The organism is Marinobacter sp. SS21, assembly GCF_028369065.1.
Classification (GTDB): Bacteria; Pseudomonadota; Gammaproteobacteria; order Pseudomonadales; family Oleiphilaceae; genus Marinobacter.
Window position 1 is genome coordinate 31233 of the sequence record NZ_JAQNDA010000012.1, and the last position, 19538, is coordinate 50770.

The 19538-nt window shown below is 60.5% G+C and carries 20 protein-coding genes; 12 read left to right on the forward strand and 8 right to left on the reverse strand.

Translation table 11 applies throughout. The features are described from left to right. Positions 1-43: 43 nt before the first annotated feature. The 12 genes from kdsA (at position 44) to N6L25_RS15165 (ending at position 10712) form a co-directional block, all read left to right on the forward strand. Positions 44-889: a 3-deoxy-8-phosphooctulonate synthase gene (gene kdsA, locus N6L25_RS15110; RefSeq protein ID WP_271981886.1), complete on the forward strand. Its 846-nt coding sequence runs from the start codon at positions 44-46 to the stop codon at positions 887-889. A gap of 65 nt (positions 890-954) precedes the next feature. Next, a complete protein-coding gene (gene eno, locus N6L25_RS15115) occupies positions 955-2250 on the forward strand; it encodes a phosphopyruvate hydratase (protein ID WP_271981888.1) in 1296 nt (431 codons plus the stop codon). A gap of 130 nt (positions 2251-2380) precedes the next feature. Then, on the forward strand, positions 2381-2653 hold the full coding sequence (gene ftsB / locus N6L25_RS15120; protein WP_271981890.1) for a cell division protein FtsB: 273 nt from the start codon (positions 2381-2383) through the stop codon (positions 2651-2653). A 52-nt stretch (positions 2654-2705) separates the two neighbouring features. Next, positions 2706-3443, forward strand: coding sequence for a 2-C-methyl-D-erythritol 4-phosphate cytidylyltransferase (gene ispD, locus N6L25_RS15125; RefSeq protein WP_271981892.1), 738 nt, complete (start codon positions 2706-2708; stop codon positions 3441-3443). A gap of 14 nt (positions 3444-3457) precedes the next feature. Next, on the forward strand, positions 3458-3937 hold the full coding sequence (gene ispF, locus N6L25_RS15130; protein ID WP_271981893.1) for a 2-C-methyl-D-erythritol 2,4-cyclodiphosphate synthase: 480 nt from the start codon (positions 3458-3460) through the stop codon (positions 3935-3937). Next, entirely contained in the window at positions 3934-4989 is a 1056-nt protein-coding gene (truD, locus tag N6L25_RS15135; RefSeq protein ID WP_271981895.1) for a tRNA pseudouridine(13) synthase TruD, read from the forward strand. Before ispF ends, truD begins: the two co-directional genes overlap by 4 nt. A gap of 196 nt (positions 4990-5185) precedes the next feature. After that, positions 5186-5935: a 5'/3'-nucleotidase SurE gene (gene surE / locus N6L25_RS15140; RefSeq protein WP_271981897.1), complete on the forward strand. Its 750-nt coding sequence runs from the start codon at positions 5186-5188 to the stop codon at positions 5933-5935. After that, positions 5935-6600: a protein-L-isoaspartate(D-aspartate) O-methyltransferase gene (locus tag N6L25_RS15145; RefSeq protein ID WP_271981899.1), complete on the forward strand. Its 666-nt coding sequence runs from the start codon at positions 5935-5937 to the stop codon at positions 6598-6600. Before surE ends, N6L25_RS15145 begins: the two co-directional genes overlap by 1 nt. Then, positions 6597-7568, forward strand: a complete 972-nt coding sequence (locus tag N6L25_RS15150) for a DUF368 domain-containing protein (protein ID WP_271981901.1) — start codon at positions 6597-6599, stop codon at positions 7566-7568. The genes N6L25_RS15145 and N6L25_RS15150 overlap by 4 nt, the downstream gene beginning before the upstream one ends. A gap of 287 nt (positions 7569-7855) precedes the next feature. Then, positions 7856-8725, forward strand: a complete 870-nt coding sequence (locus N6L25_RS15155; protein ID WP_442915258.1) for a peptidoglycan DD-metalloendopeptidase family protein — start codon at positions 7856-7858, stop codon at positions 8723-8725. Positions 8726-8901: 176 nt separating this feature from the next. Beyond that, positions 8902-9909 carry an RNA polymerase sigma factor RpoS gene (gene rpoS, locus N6L25_RS15160; protein WP_271981904.1) on the forward strand — a complete coding sequence of 336 codons (1008 nt, stop codon included), beginning with the start codon at positions 8902-8904 and terminating at the stop codon, positions 9907-9909. A gap of 275 nt (positions 9910-10184) precedes the next feature. Next, positions 10185-10712: a chalcone isomerase family protein gene (locus tag N6L25_RS15165; protein ID WP_271981906.1), complete on the forward strand. Its 528-nt coding sequence runs from the start codon at positions 10185-10187 to the stop codon at positions 10710-10712. A gap of 42 nt (positions 10713-10754) precedes the next feature. Here the strand turns inward: N6L25_RS15165 and nth are convergent, their stop codons facing one another. The 8 genes from nth to metG are packed head-to-tail and all read right to left on the reverse strand — an operon-like array spanning position 10755 to position 19373. Then, positions 10755-11396 carry an endonuclease III gene (gene nth, locus N6L25_RS15170; RefSeq protein WP_271981908.1) on the reverse strand — a complete coding sequence of 214 codons (642 nt, stop codon included), beginning with the start codon at positions 11394-11396 and terminating at the stop codon, positions 10755-10757. A 17-nt stretch (positions 11397-11413) separates the two neighbouring features. Continuing rightward, a complete protein-coding gene (locus tag N6L25_RS15175) occupies positions 11414-12130 on the reverse strand; it encodes an electron transport complex subunit E (RefSeq protein WP_271981910.1) in 717 nt (238 codons plus the stop codon). A 2-nt stretch (positions 12131-12132) separates the two neighbouring features. Next, positions 12133-12783, reverse strand: a complete 651-nt coding sequence (rsxG, locus tag N6L25_RS15180) for an electron transport complex subunit RsxG (protein ID WP_271981911.1) — start codon at positions 12781-12783, stop codon at positions 12133-12135. A 3-nt stretch (positions 12784-12786) separates the two neighbouring features. Beyond that, a complete protein-coding gene (rsxD, locus tag N6L25_RS15185; RefSeq protein WP_271981913.1) occupies positions 12787-13839 on the reverse strand; it encodes an electron transport complex subunit RsxD in 1053 nt (350 codons plus the stop codon). A 37-nt stretch (positions 13840-13876) separates the two neighbouring features. Beyond that, positions 13877-16141, reverse strand: coding sequence for an electron transport complex subunit RsxC (rsxC, locus tag N6L25_RS15190; protein ID WP_442915259.1), 2265 nt, complete (start codon positions 16139-16141; stop codon positions 13877-13879). Further along, a complete protein-coding gene (gene rsxB, locus N6L25_RS15195; RefSeq protein WP_271981915.1) occupies positions 16141-16719 on the reverse strand; it encodes an electron transport complex subunit RsxB in 579 nt (192 codons plus the stop codon). The genes rsxC and rsxB overlap by 1 nt, the downstream gene beginning before the upstream one ends. Positions 16720-16735: 16 nt before the next feature. Further along, complete coding sequence (rsxA, locus tag N6L25_RS15200; protein WP_271981918.1) at positions 16736-17317, reverse strand: electron transport complex subunit RsxA; 582 nt, start codon at positions 17315-17317, stop codon at positions 16736-16738. Between the two features lie 22 nt (positions 17318-17339). After that, positions 17340-19373, reverse strand: a complete 2034-nt coding sequence (gene metG, locus N6L25_RS15205) for a methionine--tRNA ligase (RefSeq protein ID WP_271981919.1) — start codon at positions 19371-19373, stop codon at positions 17340-17342. Positions 19374-19538: the final 165 nt, after the last annotated feature.

The window sequence follows — 19538 nt, forward strand, 5'->3', positions numbered from 1 at the left end:
CGTTTTGGGTTAGGGCGCCGGAATCAGAAAGGAGCAGACCTTCATGGCACAGAAACAAGTAAGTGTTGCGGACATCGCCATTGCCAATGATAAGCCCTTCGTGCTGTTCGGCGGCATGAACGTGCTGGAATCCCGGGAACTCGCCTTTGAGGTGGCGCAAGCCTATGTCGAGGTCACCCGCAAACTCGGCATTCCCTACGTCTTCAAGGCCTCTTTCGACAAGGCCAATCGTTCCTCGATCAATTCTTTCCGTGGCCCAGGCCTGGACGAAGGACTGAAGATCCTCGCCGACATCAAGAGCCGGTTCGATGTGCCGATCATTTCCGATGTTCACGAACCGGATCAGGCCGCACCGGCGGCAGAGGTCTGTGACATCATTCAGCTGCCTGCCTTCTTGAGCCGCCAGACCGATTTGGTGGTGGCGATGGCCAAAACTGGCGCGGTGATCAATATCAAGAAAGCCCAGTTCCTGGCGCCTCAGGAGATGTCCCACATCATTCGCAAGTGCGAGGAAGCCGGCAACGACCGGGTGATCCTCTGCGAGCGCGGCACCAGCTTCGGCTATAACAACCTGGTGGTGGACATGCTGGGCTTCGGCATCATGAAGGCCTTGAATGTGCCGGTGTTCTTCGACGTCACCCATGCCTTGCAGATGCCAGGCGGACGCGCAGATTCCGCCGGCGGTCGCCGCGCCCAGGTCACCGATCTGGCCAAGGCCGGAATATCCCAGGGGCTGGCGGGACTGTTTCTCGAAGCCCATCCCGATCCGGACCAGGCCCGGTGCGATGGTCCCTGTGCCTTGCGGTTGAGTCAGCTGGAGCCGTTCCTGACCCAGGTCAAGGCAATGGATGATCTGGTCAAGGGCTTCCCGGCCATCGACACCGCCTGACCGGTGTCGCCGAAATAATTCTTAGTGCTTATGAACCGAACTGACAACGTTGGAGAGATAAACGCATGACCACAATTGCCAACATCAAAGCCCGTGAAGTGCTGGATTCCCGCGGGAATCCGACTGTTGAGGCCGATGTCATCCTGCAGGATGGCACACTGGGTCGGGCTTGTGCCCCGTCTGGCGCCTCCACTGGCTCCCGCGAAGCCCTTGAGCTGCGTGACCAGGACGCCAGCCGTTACCTGGGCAAGGGGGTGACCAAGGCGGTTGCCGCGGTGAACGGCACCATTCGCGAAGCCCTGGTGGGCAAAGATGCGGCCGATCAGCGTGGTCTGGATAACATCATGCTGGAGCTGGACGGCACCGAGAACAAGGCCAACTTTGGCGCGAACGCCATCCTGGCCGTGTCCCTGGCTGCCGCCAAGGCCGCTGCGGCGTCCCTGGGCAAGCCGTTGTATGAGCATATTGCCGAGCTCAACGGCTCTGCCGGCAAGTTCAGCATGCCGGTACCGATGATGAACATTCTCAACGGTGGCGAGCACGCCGACAACAACGTCGACATTCAGGAGTTCATGGTTCAGCCCGTGGCTGTCGAAAGTTTCGCCGAGGCTCTGCGTGTCGGTGCTGAAATCTTCCACAGTCTGAAGAAAGTGCTCAAGGCTCAGGGCCTGAATACCGCCGTGGGTGACGAAGGTGGCTTTGCGCCGAATCTGCCATCCAACGAAGCGGCCCTGGCCGCCATCAAGGAAGCGGTGGAGCAGGCTGGTTACGAATTGGGCAAGGACGTGACCCTGGCGCTGGATTGCGCGTCCTCCGAGTTTTACAAAGACGGCCAGTACCAGCTGTCCGGCGAAGGCAAGACCTTTGATTCTGCCGGATTCGCCGATTACCTGGCCGGTCTGTGCGAGCGTTACCCGATTGTGTCCATCGAAGACGGCATGGACGAGAGCGACTGGGACGGCTGGAAGGTACTCACCGAGAAGCTGGGTGACAAGGTTCAGCTGGTAGGCGACGACCTGTTTGTGACCAACACCAAAATTCTCAAGCAGGGTATCGATAAGGACATTGCCAACTCAATCCTGATCAAGTTCAATCAGATCGGTAGCCTGAGCGAGACACTGGACGCCATCAAGATGGCCCAGGACGCCGGTTACACCGCGGTGATCTCCCATCGCTCCGGTGAAACTGAAGATACCACCATCGCTGACCTGGCGGTTGCAACCTGTGCCGGCCAGATCAAGACCGGGTCCCTGTGCCGGTCTGACCGCGTCGCCAAGTACAACCAGTTGCTGCGGATTGAAGGCGAACTTGGCGCCGCAGCGCCCTACCGTGGTTTGAGTGAAATCAAAGGTCAGGGTTAAGTTCGAAATTTCGCCCAGCTGAGCAGGCTGGGCTAGACTCGTGAGGCTGCTGTTTATTTTTGGAGGTTAAACTCCGGGATGCGGCAGCCTTTGTCCATGCTCTGGACCGGGAAAATCCAAGAGATTTGCCATGAAGGTTTTGTGGTCTGTCATGATCGTGCTGATTCTCCTGCTACAGGTGCGCCTGTGGGTTGGTGAGGGCAGCTTTGCGCAGGTCTGGAGCCTTCGGGAAGCCATCGCCGAGCAGCTTGCCGAAAACGCGACCCTGGCGGCCCGCAACGAGCAGCTGTACGCAGAGGTTCGCAACCTGCGCAGCGAGCAGGGAGCGATTGAAGAGCGGGCGCGGATGAATCTGGGTCTGATTCGACAAGACGAAACCTTCTACCTGGTGGTGGAGCCCTGAATCCCGGACTTTCCCGACGTCACTGCCGGTCGCACAGATCTTGAACCCTCCTATGAATAAGCCTCGTTTTTGGCTGGTGATTCCAGCCGCCGGTATCGGTCAACGCATGCAGGCCGGCTGTCCGAAGCAGTACCTCCGCATCCGGGGCCGTTACATCCTCGACATTACCGTTTCCCGATTGCTCGCCTTTGCCAATTTTGTAGACTGTGCCGACTTTGCCGGATGTATGATCGCGCTGCATCCAGACGATGAGTGCTGGGCCAATACGGAGACCAGCGGGGACCGTCGGGTTTCCAGCTGCACCGGTGGGCGGGAACGGGCCGATTCGGTGCAGGCCGCGTTGCAGGCGTTGAGCGGCCGGGCTGATGCCGGGGACTGGGTGCTGGTACACGATGTGGCACGCCCCTGTGTCAGTCGCGAGGACCTCCACCGCCTGCTGTCGTCGCTGGCGGACCACCCTACCGGCGGGCTGTTGGCGGCCCCGGTCACCGATACCCTGAAGCGGGTTCGCCGTGGCGGGACAAACGTAGACGGAACCGAGGACCGCAGTGGCCTGTGGCGGGCTCTCACCCCCCAAATGTTCCGCTACGAGGCTTTGAGCCGAGCGCTGCGCCAGGCCGAGGCCAACCACCAGCCTGTGACTGACGAGGCCTCCGCCATGGAAATGGCCGGCAGCACGCCGCAAGTGGTGGAGGGGCGTCCGGACAACATCAAGATCACGGTGCCCGCCGATCTGGCCCTGGCGGAATTCATTCTCGGGCAGCTTGACCGTAACGATCACAGTCATTGAATCAGGAGAGCGACATGCGGATTGGGCAGGGTTATGACGTCCACGCGTTCTGCGAAGGCGACCACGTTATATTGGGCGGGGTCACCATTCCCTATGAGCTTGGGCTCAAGGCGCATTCCGATGGCGATGTGCTGCTGCACGCGCTGGCCGATGCGTTGCTCGGCGCCGTCGCGTTGGGGGATATCGGGCACCTGTTTCCAGATACCAGTGATGAATGGGCCGGCGCCGACAGCCGGGAATTATTGCGCACGGTGATGGCCCGGGTTAGCGGGGCAGGGTATCGGGTGGTGAATGTAGATGCCACCGTCATTGCACAGGCCCCCAAGATGGCACCGCACGTAACCGCCATGCGGCAAAACATCGCAGCGGATCTGGCCCTGGAGATGGGCTGTGTCAGTGTCAAGGCGACCACGACCGAAAAACTGGGTTTTACCGGCCGCAAGGAAGGTATCGCCTGTCAGGCCATTTGCCTGCTCGAGGCGTGCCAGTCATGACCGAGGCGCAGCGTTCTTGGCAGTTGGAATGGCCGGCGGTGCCTGGTCGGGTGGCGAGTGCGGTCCTGAAGGCGGCCCCAAGCACCTTTTTCGTCGATGAAGACCTGGGGCTACCCGGTTTCCCCGAGCAGAACCGGGCCGCGGAACGTGAGGTCGGCGGTGCGGGTGAGCACCTGTGCCTTCGGTTGGAGAAGGTTGGCGATAACACCGAGTTTGTTGCTCGACAACTGGCTCGCCTGGCGGGGTGCCGGGATCAGGACATCGGTTTCTGCGGGCTGAAGGATCGTCATGCCGTCACCCGCCAGTGGTTCAGCGTCTACCGGCCCGGCCGGGAGGCGGATGACCCGGCCTTTCTCGCCGAGGTGGCCGGGCATTGGACGTTGCTCGGGGCGCATCGTTACGTAAAGAAACTGCGCCGGGGCGAACATCGAGGTAACTTCTTTGAGATCACGCTACTCGATGTGGTGGGAGACCCTCAACACATCGACACGGCGCTGGCGCAGGTGGCCGCTCAGGGCTGTCCGAATTACTATGGCGCACAGCGTTTTGGTCGCGGCGGCAGTAACCTGGAGCGGGCGATCAGGCTAGACCCCCAGCGTCATCGGCGTGGCCGGCGCAAGGGGCGGGACCATCACCGCCAGGGATTGTATTTTTCGGCCGCCCGCTCCTGGTTGTTCAATCAGGTGCTGGCGCGCCGGGTTGAGCAGGACAGCTGGCTTGCTGCCTTGCCGGGCGAGCCGGTGCCTGGAGCCGTGACTGGGCCACTCTGGGGCGACGGCGGAACCTCCGCCGGCGGCGAGCAGGCGTTGTTGGAGCGAGCGGTGGTCGCGGAGCACCCGGAGTTGGAGCAGGTATTCTCCGACACCCGCATGAAGCCGGAACGACGGGATCTGGTGCTCCGGCCAAGTCGGTTCTCCTGGCACTGGCCCGAACCTACGCGCCTGACCCTGAAGTTTCAGCTGGCGCCCGGACAGTATGCCACCACGCTGCTGGGCAATGTGTTTCAGTTGCAGGATTCCGACGCGACTTCGGGGCTCGCGGAAGGTCAGTAAACAGGGCATATTATAGGAAGTTCCCGGTTGGCCATTGGCCTCCGGGATATTCGGAACCTGATCGGCAAGCATCGATCTTGTCGGCGACTATAAAGGAGCCTCTGAGTGCCAGAGATGATCCGGAGTTATTCCGAGGCCCCTAAACAATAATCCGCAACCGGCCGATGGCGCTGGTTGAAGGCTAGCGGAGAAAATCGTGCGTATTCTGTTGTCCAACGATGACGGCGTTCACTCGCCCGGGCTTCTGGCTCTTTATGAAGGGTTGGAGGGCATGGGCGACCTGGAGGTGGTTGCACCGGATCGAGACCACAGCGGGGCCAGCAATGCCCTGACCCTCAATCGCCCCCTGACCGTCGAGCAGCTTTCCAATGGCTTCCGTTCGGTGGATGGGACGCCGACGGACTGTGTCCACCTGGCGGTCAATGGCCTGTTCGAGCAGAGTTTCGACCGGGTAATATCCGGAATCAACACCCACGCCAATCTGGGTGACGACGTTATCTACTCGGGCACGGTTGCCGCGGCAACGGAAGGGCGCCACCTGGGTCTGCCCGCCATTGCGGTGTCTCTGGCCAACGCTGGCCACTTCCATTACGACACCGCGGCCCGGGTGGTACGGTTGCTGTTGCAGCAGGATAAACCGCTGGCGCTGGGGCCGCGCTGTATCTTGAACGTCAACGTTCCGGATCTGCCGTGGACTGAGCTGGCCGGTTTCCGGGTTACCCGCCTGGGCCATCGGACCACCGCTGAGGGTGCGGTGCCAATGACCTGTCCCCGCGGTAAGCCCCGTTATTGGATCGGCGCGGCCGGAGAGGGCGGAGACGCCGGAGAGGGTACGGATTTTGAGGCCATTCGGCAGGGATATGTTTCCATTACCCCGGTGCATGTTGATATGACGCGCCACGAGGCGCTATCAAGCCTGAATGACTGGCTTGAGGGGGTGCGCTGATGGTTGAGGAATTGCAGGGCATTGGTATGACATCCCGTCGGACCCGGTTACGGCTGGTTCAGCGGTTACGAGATCATGGCATCCGTAATGAACGGGTGCTGGAAGTGATGACGGAAGTTCCCCGTCACATTTTCCTGGATGAGGCGCTTTCGCACCGCGCCTATGAAGACACCGCGTTGCCTATCGGTTACGGCCAGACTCTGTCGCAACCCTATATCGTTGCCAAAATGACGGAAATCCTGCTTGAGCATCAACCCGAGCCGCCCAAACGGGTGCTCGAGCTGGGTACCGGGTCCGGCTATCAGACCGCCATCCTCGCCAAACTGGTGGCCGAGGTGTTCAGCGTGGAGCGGATCAAGCCCCTGCAGGACCGGGCCCGGGACCGACTGCGTAAGCTGTCCCTGCGCAACGCCATCCTGAAACACGCGGATGGCGGCATAGGCTGGGTGGAGAAGGGCCCCTTTGACGGCATCATTGTGACGGCGGCTCCGAAGGAGTTATCCCGGGAGCTGATGTCGCAACTGGCCGATGGCGGAATTATGGTGGCGCCGGTCGGCGAGGCACGCCAGATGCTGGTCCGGGTGGTGCGACAGGGAGACCAGTTTGTCACGACTGAAATCGAACCCGTCCGCTTCGTGCCGCTGTTGGGTGGGGTGGTCCGATGACCGACGTGGGCTCCTGTGAGCGCAATCAGCGTCCGCTGGGGGTGTTCCTGCGCGGGGTGGCGATGGGGGCTGCCGACATCGTTCCCGGAGTTTCCGGTGGCACCATCGCATTCATCACCGGTATCTATTTCCGTCTACTGACGGCCATCGGCGAGGTGCCGGGCGCGCTATACAGTGACTTGCTCAGAGGGCGGTTCCAAGCCTTCTGGACACGCTGCGACGGCAACTTCCTGGTGACCCTGCTGGCGGGCATTGTCATTAGCATCGCCACACTGGCCTCAGGCATCAGCTACCTGTTGGTGGCCTATCCCATTCTGCTCTGGAGTTTTTTCTTCGGCTTGATCGTGGCTTCTGTCTGGCATGTGGCACGCCAGGTGCAAAATCTCGAAGGCATTCTGCTGGTGCCGCTGCTGTTCGGCATTGCCTTCGCCTGGTGGGTGACGACCTTGCCTGCGGGACAGGCCTCGCCAACCGGTCTGGTATTTTTTGGTTCGGGAGCTTTGGCGATCTGCGCCATGATTTTGCCGGGCATCTCCGGCAGCTTCATCCTTGTCATCCTCGGCATGTACGCGCCGTTGCTCGCCGCCATCAAGGGAGCCGAACTGGCGGCGCTGGGGTTATTTGCGGTGGGTTGCCTGGCGGGCCTGTTGTCCATCGCCCGGGTGCTGACCTGGGCCATTCGTCACTATCACGACCTGGTGCTGGCCGTACTCACCGGGTTTATGGTGGGAGCCCTCAACAAGGTCTGGCCCTGGAAGGAAACGCTCAGCTGGCGCCTCAATAGCGCCGGCGAGCAGGTGCCTCTGAGCGAAGCCAGTATTTCTCCGCTGCAGTATGCAGAGCTGACCGGTGAACCCTCCCAATGGGGACTGGCTTTGCTCTGTGCGATTCTGGGCTTTGCGCTGGTGCTCTTGGTAGAGTGGCTGGGCAAGATGGAAGCCGGGTTGGGCCGTCCCCAGCAATCCTGAGGGTTCAGCTTGGGGAGGCTGATCCAGATGTTACTATTTGGCCCTTTGTGCTGTTTCTTAAAGTAACAAAGGTGATGGGGTGTAACTTGGTTTTGCCCAGGAAATGTGCAATAAATTAGTAAGTTATTGGATGTAGTTTAGATGGCGCCGTATTTTTTATACTAATTAGAAATATTAAAGGTGTTTTTATATTTGTGTGTTCGGGGCCTAGACTGATTGCCATTGCCCAGGCTCCCTTCCGCCATTGTTTCGGGGAGGGGACGTCCCGCTGTGGTTTATCTGCCGCATTGGCAACGGGCGTTCGGGCGGCGGGCCTCGGACTGCTCCTCATCCTCCTGTCCTCGCTCGCTGGCTGTAATACGTCATCAATCTATCAGGACGCTTCCTATAATCCGCCCGTGTATTGGGGCCAGCACGTCGTTAAACGGGGCGAAACCCTCTACAGCATTGCCTGGCGTTACGGACGAGACTACCGGGAATTGGGCAATGCCAACGGGATTGCGCCGCCGTACCCTATTCAGGCCGGTCAGGTGCTTAGGTTGGACCTTCGCGGAACGGTAACATCCAGCGGGCAGACTACTTCCAGTAACCGGGGCCAGCCTGCCCAAACGGCCGAGCGCACCGCGCCGCCGGCAACGACCGGGGCCACTGCCAGAGGCGGTACCAGGGATAGTGCTAGGGATAGTTCCAGGGACAGTTCCAGGGGCACTACCACAGCAACCGCACCGGTGGTTCCACGCCCCGCGACGTCCACGCCAGCTCCTGGCCGGTCGCAGACCGTCGCCAATATCCAATGGCACTGGCCGCACGTTGGCACCGTAATTGCTGGATTTTCAACCTCGGGTAAGGTTAACAAAGGATTGGACATCGCTGGCAATGCCGGTGACCGGATACGGGCAGCTGCAGCAGGTAGTGTCGTTTATGCTGGAAGTGGGTTGCTTGGGTACGGAAATCTTATTATCGTAAATCATAATGAGCATTACCTCAGCGCTTATGCTCACAACCGAACTATCCTGGTGCAGGAAGGGGAGGATGTCGAAGCCGGACAAGTCATCGCCGAGTTGGGGAGTAGCGGAGCAGATCGACCAAAATTGCACTTCGAGATTAGAAAGAACGGTAATCCGGTCGACCCCGCGCGATACCTACCCCCCCGCTAGCAGTAGTCGCGAGACGCTGGCGCATAGAATACCGCAGATAAATGCAGGGTGGTCCGTAAACGACCAGCCGACAAAATGTTCCTGATCTAACAAGAAAACGAAACTTCAGCAGGCGCTTACTAACAGAACAACAACCAGTAAGCGGAAACAGGGTCATTGAAGGCGGGGCTAGCATTATGTCAGTAGCACATGAAGATCTCATCATCGAGCGCGATTCTGAAGCGGAGGACGCTGAGGAAGAACTGATGACCACATCGCCAGACGAAAAGGCATCAACTCAGAACGAGCCAGACACCAAAACAGGCACCAAAACAGACTTTCCAACCCACGGTCGATACCTGGGTAGCCAAAAACAGCTGGACGCAACCCAGCTCTATCTCAATGAAATTGGTTTCTCGCCACTGTTAACGCCGGAAGAGGAAGTGTACTTCGCCCGGTTGGCCCGTAAAGGCGAGGAGTCAGGCCGCAAACGGATGATCGAGAGCAACCTCCGGTTAGTGGTCAAAATCGCCCGTCGTTATGTCAATCGTGGCCTCACCCTGCTGGACCTGATCGAAGAGGGTAATCTCGGTCTGATCCGCGCCGTTGAGAAATTTGATCCGGAACGAGGCTTCCGTTTTTCAACTTACGCCACCTGGTGGATTCGTCAGACCATTGAGCGGGCCATCATGAACCAGACCCGCACCATTCGCCTGCCGATTCACGTGGTGAAAGAACTGAATCTGTATCTGCGTGCGGCCAGGGAGCTAACCCAAAAATTGGATCACGAACCTTCCGCAGAGGAAATTGCGCGGATGGTGGATAAGCCGGTTTCCGATGTTAAGCGCATGCTGGGGCTGAACGAGCGGGTGGCATCGGTGGACACGCCCATCGGTAGCAGTGGCGAAAAGTCGCTGCTGGATACGGTTGCAGACGAGGGTGCTTCGGATCCGGCCGATTTGCTTCAGGATAACAACATGTGTTCCTGCATTGAGAGCTGGCTGGATCAGCTCAGCGACAAACAGCAGGAGGTTTTGTCCCGACGCTTCGGATTGCGTGGCTACCCTACCAGTACGTTGGAGGAAGTGGGTCAGGAGATAGGCCTGACCCGGGAGCGGGTTCGCCAGATTCAGGTTGAGGCCTTGCGCCGGTTGCGGGAAATTCTTGAAAAAGAAGGCTTGTCCGGAACCATGCTGTTCAAATAACCAAACCGCCGTTTCTCAGGCGGCTGGCAATAAAAAACCGACCAGGAGACTGGTCGGTTTTTTATTGCGCTGCATTTGAGAACCAGGTTGCGTCAGCGTTTTGAGTCGCCTTGTTACAATCACCGGGTCGAGGGTGGTCAGGAAGTCAGCCTTCGGCGGTTCAGAGAACCTATAACAATTCGATTAAGGACAGAACGATGAACAAGGCCTTCTCAACAGTACTATCTTCCACGGTACTAGCTTCCACAGTACTATCTTCCATATTGTTGTCAGCGGTGCTCATCGCACCTGCTGCCGCCCTGACCGTAGACGGTGTCGATGTACCGGATACCTATTCGGCCGACGAAACCGAGTTGACCCTGAACGGCGCGGGGGTCCGCTCCAAATGGTTTATGGATCTTTACGTCGGCGGTTTGTACACCCCGCATAAGGGCAGTGATGCCCAAGCCATCATCGACGCCGACGAGCCGCAGGCCCTTACCCTGCACATCATCTCCGGGCTGATCACCAGCGACAAGATGACCTCGGCAACCCTGGAAGGCTTTGAACTCGCCACCGGTGGCGACTTGTCCGCAATCCAGGCCGAAGTGGACGCGTTCCTCAAGGTGTTCGCCGAGGAAATCAAAGAAGGTGACGTCTTCGATCTGGTGTATCTGCCGGCGGAGGGCGTGCAGGTGTTGAAGAACGGTGCAGCCAGGGCGTCCATCGGAGATTTGACTTTCAAGAAAGCGCTGTTTGGCATCTGGCTGTCGGAGCAACCCGCGCAGCAGGATTTGAAAGAGAAGATGCTGGGACAGCGCTAATCCCACTTGCGACCGACCGGTGGGGGAGCGCCGGTCGGTGCTTTATTCCATGTAATCCCGTTTGTGTTTGAACTCGCACAGGTCTTCGATCAGGCAGGCGCCACACTTGGGCTTACGTGCGGTGCAGGTGTAGCGGCCGTGCAGGATCAGCCAGTGGTGGGCATCCAGCAGAAACTCTTTGGGCACCAGTCGTAGCAGGCGTTTTTCCACCTCCAGCACGTTCTTGCCGGGGGCGATGCCGGTGCGGTTTGAGACCCGGAAGATGTGGGTATCCACGGCCATGGCCGGTTGCCCAAAGGCGGTGTTCAGCACCACGTTCGCGGTCTTGCGACCGACCCCAGGCAGCGCCTCCAGCGCTTCCCGGCTATCCGGAACCTGGCTGTTGTGCCGTTCAATCAGCATCCCGCAGGTCTTGATGACGTTTTCCGCCTTGCTGTTGAACAGGCCAATGGTCTTGATGTACTGCTTGAGGCCGTCGACACCGAGCGCGAGAATGCTCTCCGGCGTATTGGCCACCGGGAACAGCTTGTCCGTCGCCTTGTTGACCCCCACATCGGTCGCCTGTGCCGAGAGAATGACCGCCACCAGCAGTTCAAACGGCGTGGTGTAATTCAGCTCGGTGGTGGGGTTGGGGTTGGCATTCCGCAACCGGGTGAAGATTTCTGTGCGTTTGTGCTTGTTCATCTTGCTGGCTGCCTGGGTTACGACACGTTGCCGGTCACCCGCACCCGCTTGCTGCCGGTGACCACGGTGTCCTTGGTGCGTGCGGCCCGATGGGCCTTGAGGCGGTTGTCGATGCCGTTCTTGAGGGCGATCAACAGCCCAAGGCCAACAAACGCACCGGGCGGCAGGATCATGAACAGCACATCCGGGTAGTTCTCAAGGGGGCGAATACCCCAGTCTGCGGCCATGGGGCCAAGCAGCAGCTCCATATCGGTAAACAGCGTACCCTGGCCCACCAGCTCACGCAGTCCGCCGAGTACCACCAGCACCGAGAAAAAGCCCAGTCCCATCATCGCGCCATCGAGCAGGGCGGGCAGTGGCGGGTTCTTGGAGGCGAACGCATCCGCCCGGCCCAGAATGGCGCAGTTGGTCACGATCAGCGGAATGAAAATGCCCAGGATCTGGTACAGCTCGTAGGTGAAGGCCTGCATTAACAGCTCGGCGCAGGTAACGAAGGAGGCGATGATCATCACAAAGGCGGGCAGCCGGACCGAGTCACCGACGTAGTTGCGGATCAGCGAAACCGCCAGGTTGGAGCCCATCAGTACCAGCAAGGTTGCCAGCCCCAGGCCGATGGCGTTGACCACGGTGCTGGTGACCGCCAACAGGGGGCACAGGCCAAGTACCTGGACCAGGGCCGGGTTATTGAGCCAGAGTCCGTCCTTGATAATCTCGGCGTTGCTCTTGGTGGCCATGATTATGATTGCTCCTGAGGGTTCGCGTCGCCGGATTGCAGTTGGATGTCGCTCTGGTGATTCCGGAAGTAGAGCAGGGCCTTGTGAACGGCTTTGGTGACGGCGCGCGGGGTAATGGTGGCGCCGGTGAACTGGTCAAAGACGCCGCCGTTTTTCGCCACCGTCCAGCCCTCGGCTGCGGGGTTGTCGAGAGCCCGGCCGTTGAAGTCGAGAACCCAGTCGGACTTTTTCCGTTCGACCTTATCGCCCAGTCCGGGAGTCTCCTTGTGACTGGTAATCCGCACCCCCAGCACCTCGCCAGCCGGATCGATGCCAACCAGCAGTTTGATGTCACCGGAATAGCCATCCGGCGCGGTGACCGGGAGAATCAGGCCCACCGGTTGCCCCTGTAAGGTGGCCTTCCAGGCCGTGAACGGCTGGTTAAAACCCCGCTCGGGATCGGCCGGCAGCTGGAAAGCGTCGGCCAGCATGTCGTTGTCGTGGTGCTGTTCGGGAATGATTTCGAACAGCGCCCGGGCCTCGGCACGGGCGATCTGCTGGTCGATCCGTGCTTCGGTCATAACCTGGGTTACGGCGATGGTGCCGCCGGTAATGATCGCAAACAGGCCGAGGCCAATGGCGCTGCGGCGAATGGATTGTCCGAGAGCTGCCATAACTTACCCCGAAGTCTTGGTGGGAATGCCGCGCCTGGGCTTATGGTGACCGTAGGTGCGTGGCCGGGTGTAGTGGTCGATAAAGGGTACCGCGAAGTTCATCAGCAGCACACTGAACGCCACGGCATCCGGATAATTACCCCAGGTGCGGATTACATACAGCAGCATGCCCACCCCGGCACCGTAGATCAGCTTGCCCTGGCGACTGGTGGCGGCCGACACCGGATCGGTGGCGATGAAAAAGGCGCCCAGCATGGTGCCGCCGGCCAGCAGGTGCAGGCTGAGCGGAGCGTACAGGTCTTCGTTACCGCCGAACGCCAGGCTCAGCAATGTCATGGCGCCGAGCATGGCCACCGGAATGTGCCAGGTGATCAGTTTGAGCGCCAGCAGCAACAGCCCTCCGGCCAGGAAGCCGGCGTTGACCCACTCCCAGCCCCGGGCAACACCGTCGCCGAAGGTGGGGTGTTGCAGCACCTCGGCCGCGGTGTGGGTGGCGATCTGGTGTTTGTATTCGTCCAGCGGTGTGGCCATGGTGAAGGCGTCCACCGCGGTGTGCTGTCCGGAGGCAATGGTGGCCAGGGTTTCGCTAAATCCCGGGGCGCTGCCCCAGAGCAGGCCGGCTTCCGCCCAGTTGGTGGTCATGGCCACCGGGAACGACACCAGCACCAGGGCGTAGCCGACCATGGCGGGGTTGAATGGGTTGGCGCCAATACCGCCGTAAAGCTGTTTGGCCAGTACGATGGCCGAGATCACCGCGATCGCCGACACCCACCAGGGCGCGAACTGGGGCAGCGACAGCCCCAGCAACAGGCCGGTGACCGCCGCTGTGTTGTCCTTGAGGAAGAACGCCAAAGGCCGTTTGCGCAGGGTCAACATCACTGCCTCTGCGCCAAGGGCGACCGAAATGCACCAGATCACGTTGATCAGGTTGCCCCAGCCAAAGAACAGAGTCTGGGCCAATAGCCCCGGCAAGGCCGCGAGAATCACCCAGAGCATGACCCTGGAGGTGGGCCGCGCGCCTCGAGCGTGGGGGGAGGATTGCTGTCGTAATGCCATGTGGGTCTATGCCTGATTCGTAAAGGTTGCCAACGGCTCAGTCGGCGGGTTGTTCCATCGGCTGCTGCTGGGCCTGGCTGAGTGCCTGTTGGGCTCGTTCTACCCGCTCCAGATTCTTGGTCACGGCCCGCTCCAGTTTCTCGGCATTATCGCCGCCTGCGGTGCGCGCTTCGTCAAGCAAACCCTGCATGGTGTCCAGCTTGGCCTTGGCTTTCTCAAGCTGGGACTCAAGGGCGGCTATGTCTGGAAGGTCCTCAGACTTAGCCCCCACCGTAACGGGTTCAGTGGGATTGGCACCGGCATTGGTGGACCGCGCCAGGGTGAGGGTTTCCTCGGCCCGTAGCACGCGCTCTTCGTTCTTGGCCACCGCACGCTTAAGCTTCTCGGCGGTGTCGGCGCCGCTTTCGAGGGCTTCGTTGAGCAATCCCTGCATGTTCTCAAGCTTGGCGCGGGCTTTGTCCAGCTGGGCTTCCAGGGCTGGGACGTCGGTCTGATCGTTGGCTACGGGGGCGGGTGACGGCGCCGGGGCAGCCTTCGCCCGGGCTTCATCCAGAGCCTCCTGGGCCCGTTGCACTCGCTCCTGGTTTTTGCCGACTGCCCGCTCCAACTTATCCACGTTGTCACCGCCGGCCGCCTTGGCCTCGTCCAGCAGGGTCTGCATGTTCGCCAGCTTGGCGGTGGCCTGCTCTAGTTGTTTGGTCAGGGCGTCAAGGTCGACTTCAGGGGCGGTGTTGTCGGTCTGGGGCTGGCTGGCGGCCGCCTTTTTGCGGGCCAGGGCTTCTTGCACCATGGCCGCCTTGACGGCCCGGTCGTTGCTAGCGTCGGTTTCCGCTTTGCTGGCTTCGGCCTGTTTCTGGGCCTGGGCTTGCGCGGCGGCTCGAGCGCGCTCCTTGCGCTTGGCTTCTTTCTCGGCCTTGTCCCGCTCCAGCCTGGCCTGGCGGGCTTCAAAACGTTCCCGGGCCTTGTCGGCCTTAAGTTGTTCGGCGCGCTGGGTCCGGATCTCGCCCTTGGCGTAGCGGTAATACTGCACCAGCGGGATGGAGCTGGGGCAAACGTAGGTACAGGCGCCGCACTCGATACAGTCAAACAGGTTCTGGTGTTCGGCCTTGTCGAACTCGTCCGCCTTGGCATACCAGAGCAGCTGTTGTGGCAGCAGGTCCATGGGGCAGGCTTCGGCGCAGGTGCCGCAGCGGATACAGGGCTGCTCCGGGGCCGGGTCCGGCAGCTCCTCGGCGGTAGCGGCGATGACGCAGTTGGTGGTTTTGATCACCGGGACAGCGGTGGTCTGCAGGGTGTAGCCCATCATCGGCCCGCCCAGTACCAGCCGGTGCAGACGGTCGTCCTGCAGGCCGGCCTGATCCAGCAGGTAGCTGATGGGCGTACCGAGCAACACCTCGAAATTGCCGGGATTGGCCACCGCTTCGCCGGTGATGGTGGTCACGCGGGAAATCAGCGGTTCGCCGAGGTTGATGGCCCGGTGTACGGCAATGGCGGTGCCCACGTTCTGGCACATGACGCCGATATCCGCGGGGATGCCACCGTGGGGCACTTCCATGCCGGTCAGAATCTGCACCAGCTGCTTTTCGCCGCCGGAAGGATACTTGGTGGGAATGACGTCGACTTCAATCTGGGTGCCGGCACAGGCCGCCCGGATGGCCTGAACCGCCTGGGGCTTGTTGTCCTCAATGGCGATCACGCAGCGCTCGGGCCGCAGGATCCAGGCCATGATCTTCATGCCCTCGGCGACCTCGGCAGCGCGCTCGCGCATCGCCATATCGTCGGCGGTGATGTAGGGCTCGCATTCGGCGCCATTGAGGATCAGCGTGCTGACTTTGCGATCCTTGGGTGGGCGCAACTTGATGTTGGTGGGGAAGCCGGCACCGCCCATGCCCGCGATGCCAAAACCGCGAATGGCAGCGAGCACGTCTTCCCGGTCCAGGGTATGGAAATCCTCAACCGGACGGCGTTCACACCAGGTATCTTCGCCGTCGGGGCGCAGGGTGATACACCAGTCGGTCATGCCGGACGGGTGGGGGACGGGCAGCTGAGCAATGGCCTCAATGGTGCCGGAGGTCGGGGCATGCACCGGCACCCCCACAGGGCCTTCCACAGTGGCCAGCACCTCGCCCTTAAGTACCTGGTCGCCGACCGAGACCAGCATGCTGGCCTGCTCACCGATGTGCTGCTGTAACGGCAGCGTCAGCAGCTCAGGAAAGCCCGCACTCGCGATGGGGCGGGTGGTGGAGAGGTCTTTGTTTTCTACCGGGTGAATGCCGCCCGGAAAATCCCACAAGGTGCTCATCAGGCGGTCACCCCCTGCCGGTCAGTCGCAATGATGTTGCTGGCCGGCGGGTTCCAGGTCCAGGTTCGGATGTCGGGCTCGATGGTGACCATGTCGATGCAGTCGACAGGACAGGGCTCCACGCACAGATCGCAGCCGGTGCATTCGCTTTCAATCACCGTGTGCATGTGCTTGGCGGCGCCGAGGATGGCGTCCACCGGACAGGCCTGGATGCACTTGGTGCAGCCGATGCATTCGTCTTCCCGGATCACCGCGACCCGCTTGTCCTGTTCGACGCCGTGTTCGGCATCCAGCGGTTGCGGCTCGACGTCCAGCAGGTCGGCCAGCGCCTTGATGGTGGTGTCGCCACCGGGCGGGCACTTGTTGATGGCATCGCCATCGGCAATGGATTCGGCGTAGGGGCGGCAGCCGGGGAAGCCACACTGGCCGCACTGGGTTTGTGGCAGCAGGGCGTCGATCTGATCCACCAGGGGGTTGCCTTCCACCCGGAAGCGTTCGGCCGCGAAACCCAGCAGGCCGCCAAAAATGACGGCGAGCAATAACAGGACCGCGACGGCAATGAGAATGCTGGTCAACATGGTGATCTTGCTCCGTTTACACGCCGACCAGGCCGGTAAAGCCCAGGAATGCCAGTGACATCAGGCCGGCTGTGACCATGCCGATGGCGGCGCCGCGGAACGCAACGGGGACATCCGATACCGCAATCCGCTCGCGCATGGCGGCGAACAGCACCAACACCAGCGAGAAGCCGGCGGCGGCGCCAAAACCGTACAGCACCGATTCAACAAAGTTGTTCTGTTTGTTGAGGTTAAGCAGGGCGACGCCCAACACTGCGCAGTTGGTGGTGATCAGCGGCAGGAAAATGCCCAGCACCCGATACAGCAGTGGGCTGGTTTTGCGCACCACCATCTCGGTGAACTGCACCACCACGGCGATCACCAGGATGAAGGTGATGGTCTTCAGGAACGCCAGATCCAGTGGTGCCAGCAGGTAGGTGTAGGCCAGGTAGCTGCAAACCGACGCCAGGGTCAGCACAAACGTGGTGGCCAGAGACATGCCCATGGCGGTTTCCAGCTTCCCGGAGACCCCCATAAAGGGGCACAGTCCGAGAAACTGAACCAGGACAAAGTTGTTCACCAGAATGGTGCTGACCAGGATCAGCAGGTATTCCGTCATCGCTCATTTGCTCCTGCGGTACTTACATAATCCGCATGCCGGGGGTGGCGCCGGAATCCGGGGACAGGATGAAGATCTCCTTACCACCGGGGCCTGCTGCCAGCACCATGCCTTCGGAAAGGCCGAATTTCATCTTGCGTGGTTTCAGGTTGGCCACCATCACCGTCAACCGGCCTTCGAGCTGCTCGGGCTGGTAGGCGGATTTGATACCAGCGAAGACATTGCGCTCGCCGTGGCCGATGTCCAGAGTCAGCCGCAGCAGCTTGTCGGCGCCGTCGACGTGTTCGGCTTTGACAATCTTGGCCACCCGAAGATCCACCTTGGCGAAGTCCCCAAATTCTACCTCATCGGCCACCGGTTCCAGATTGGCTGCGGCGGCGGGCTTTGCGGTCTGCTCAGGTACCTGCTCCTTGGATGCCTCCAGCATTTTTTCGATCTGTGCCATTTCGACCCTGTTCATCAACGGCTTGAACTTGTGGATGCCATGGTTTTCCAGCAGCTCGCCACGGTTGTTCCAGTCCAGCGGACTGTCGAGGAACTCGGCGGAGGCCTCGGCGGTCTTCGGCAGCACTGGTGCCAGGTAGGTCATCAGCAGGCGGAACATGTTGATGGCGTTGGTGCAGATGGCCTGCAGCTGTGCATCCTTCCCGTCCTGTTTGGCGATGACCCACGGTTGCTCGTCATTGACGTACTGGTTGGCGATGTCCGCCAGCTCCATAATCCGGCGCATGCCGCGACCGAACTCGCGGGCCTCGTAACACTCGGCAATCTCATCGCCGGCATCCACGAACACCTTCAGTTTGTCGGTTTCGGTGACAGCACCAAGCTGGCCATCGAAACGCTTGGTGATGAAGCCGGCGCTACGGCTGGCAATGTTGACCACCTTGCCCACCAGGTCGGAATTGACCCGTGAGGCAAAGTCCTCCAGGTTCAGGTCCATGTCATCGACGCCGCTGGCCAGCTTGGCGGCGAAATAGTAACGCAGGTACTCCGGATTCAGGTGATCCAGGTAGGTACGGGCCATGATGAAGGTGCCGCGGGACTTGGACATCTTCTTGCCGTTGACCGTCACGAAGCCGTGGGCCCAGACCGCGCTGGGGGTGCGATAGCCGGCGCTGTGCAGCATGGAGGGCCAGAACAGGGCGTGGAAATTGATGATGTCCTTGCCGATGAAGTGGTAGACCTCGGCCTCGGAGTTGGCGTTCCAGAAGTGGTCGAAGTCGATGCCTTCGCGGTCGCACAGGTTCTTGAAGCTGGCCAGGTAGCCGATGGGGGCATCCAGCCAAACGTAGAAGTATTTGCCCGGCGCATCCGGAATCTCGAAGCCGAAATAGGGCGCGTCCCGGCTGATATCCCATTCCTGCAGGCCGGCGTCGAGCCACTCCGCCAGCTTGTTGGCAATCTGCGGCTGCAGTGTGCCGCTGCGGGTCCAGTTCTGCAGGAAATCGGTGAACTCCGGCAGGCGGAAGAAGTAGTGCTCAGATTCCTTTTCCACCGGCGTGGCGCCGGATACCGCTGACTTCGGATTGATCAGCTCCGCCGGGGTGTAGGTGGCGCCACAGACCTCGCAATTATCTCCGTACTGGTCCTCCGACTTGCACTTCGGGCAGGTGCCCTTGATGAAGCGGTCGGCCAGGAACATCTCCTTTTCCGGGTCGTAGGCCTGGGTGATCTTGCGGGTAGCGATGTGATCGTTTTCCTGCAGCCGGCGATAGATGTACGCCGAGAACTCCCGATTCTCCTCCGAGTGGGTGGAGTGGTAGTTGTCAAAGCGGATGTGAAAGCCGGCGAAGTCGTCCTGGTGCTCCTGACGGATACGGTCGATCAGGGCTTCGGAGGTGATGCCTTCGCGTTCGGCCCGTAGCATAATGGCAGTGCCGTGGGCGTCGTCGGCGCAAACGTAGTAGCAGTTCTGACCGCGCATTCGCTGGTAGCGGGCCCAGATATCGGTCTGGATATACTCCAACAGGTGGCCCAGGTGGATGGGGCCGTTGGCGTAGGGCAGGGCGCTGGTTACCAGAATATCGCGCTGTTTCTGTGCACTCGCTTGCGTCATGTTAAATGTCCGAACCTTGATCAAGAATGGTTGTGGTCAGAAGCGGGCACAGATGATACCTTCCGGGCGGCAAATTTTCATCTGGACGCCCCAATTTTGTTGTCTGGTGGGCGGTTTTGATTAATTCGGACCGGTGACTTGGTTCGATGTTCCCCGTTTTGTGTC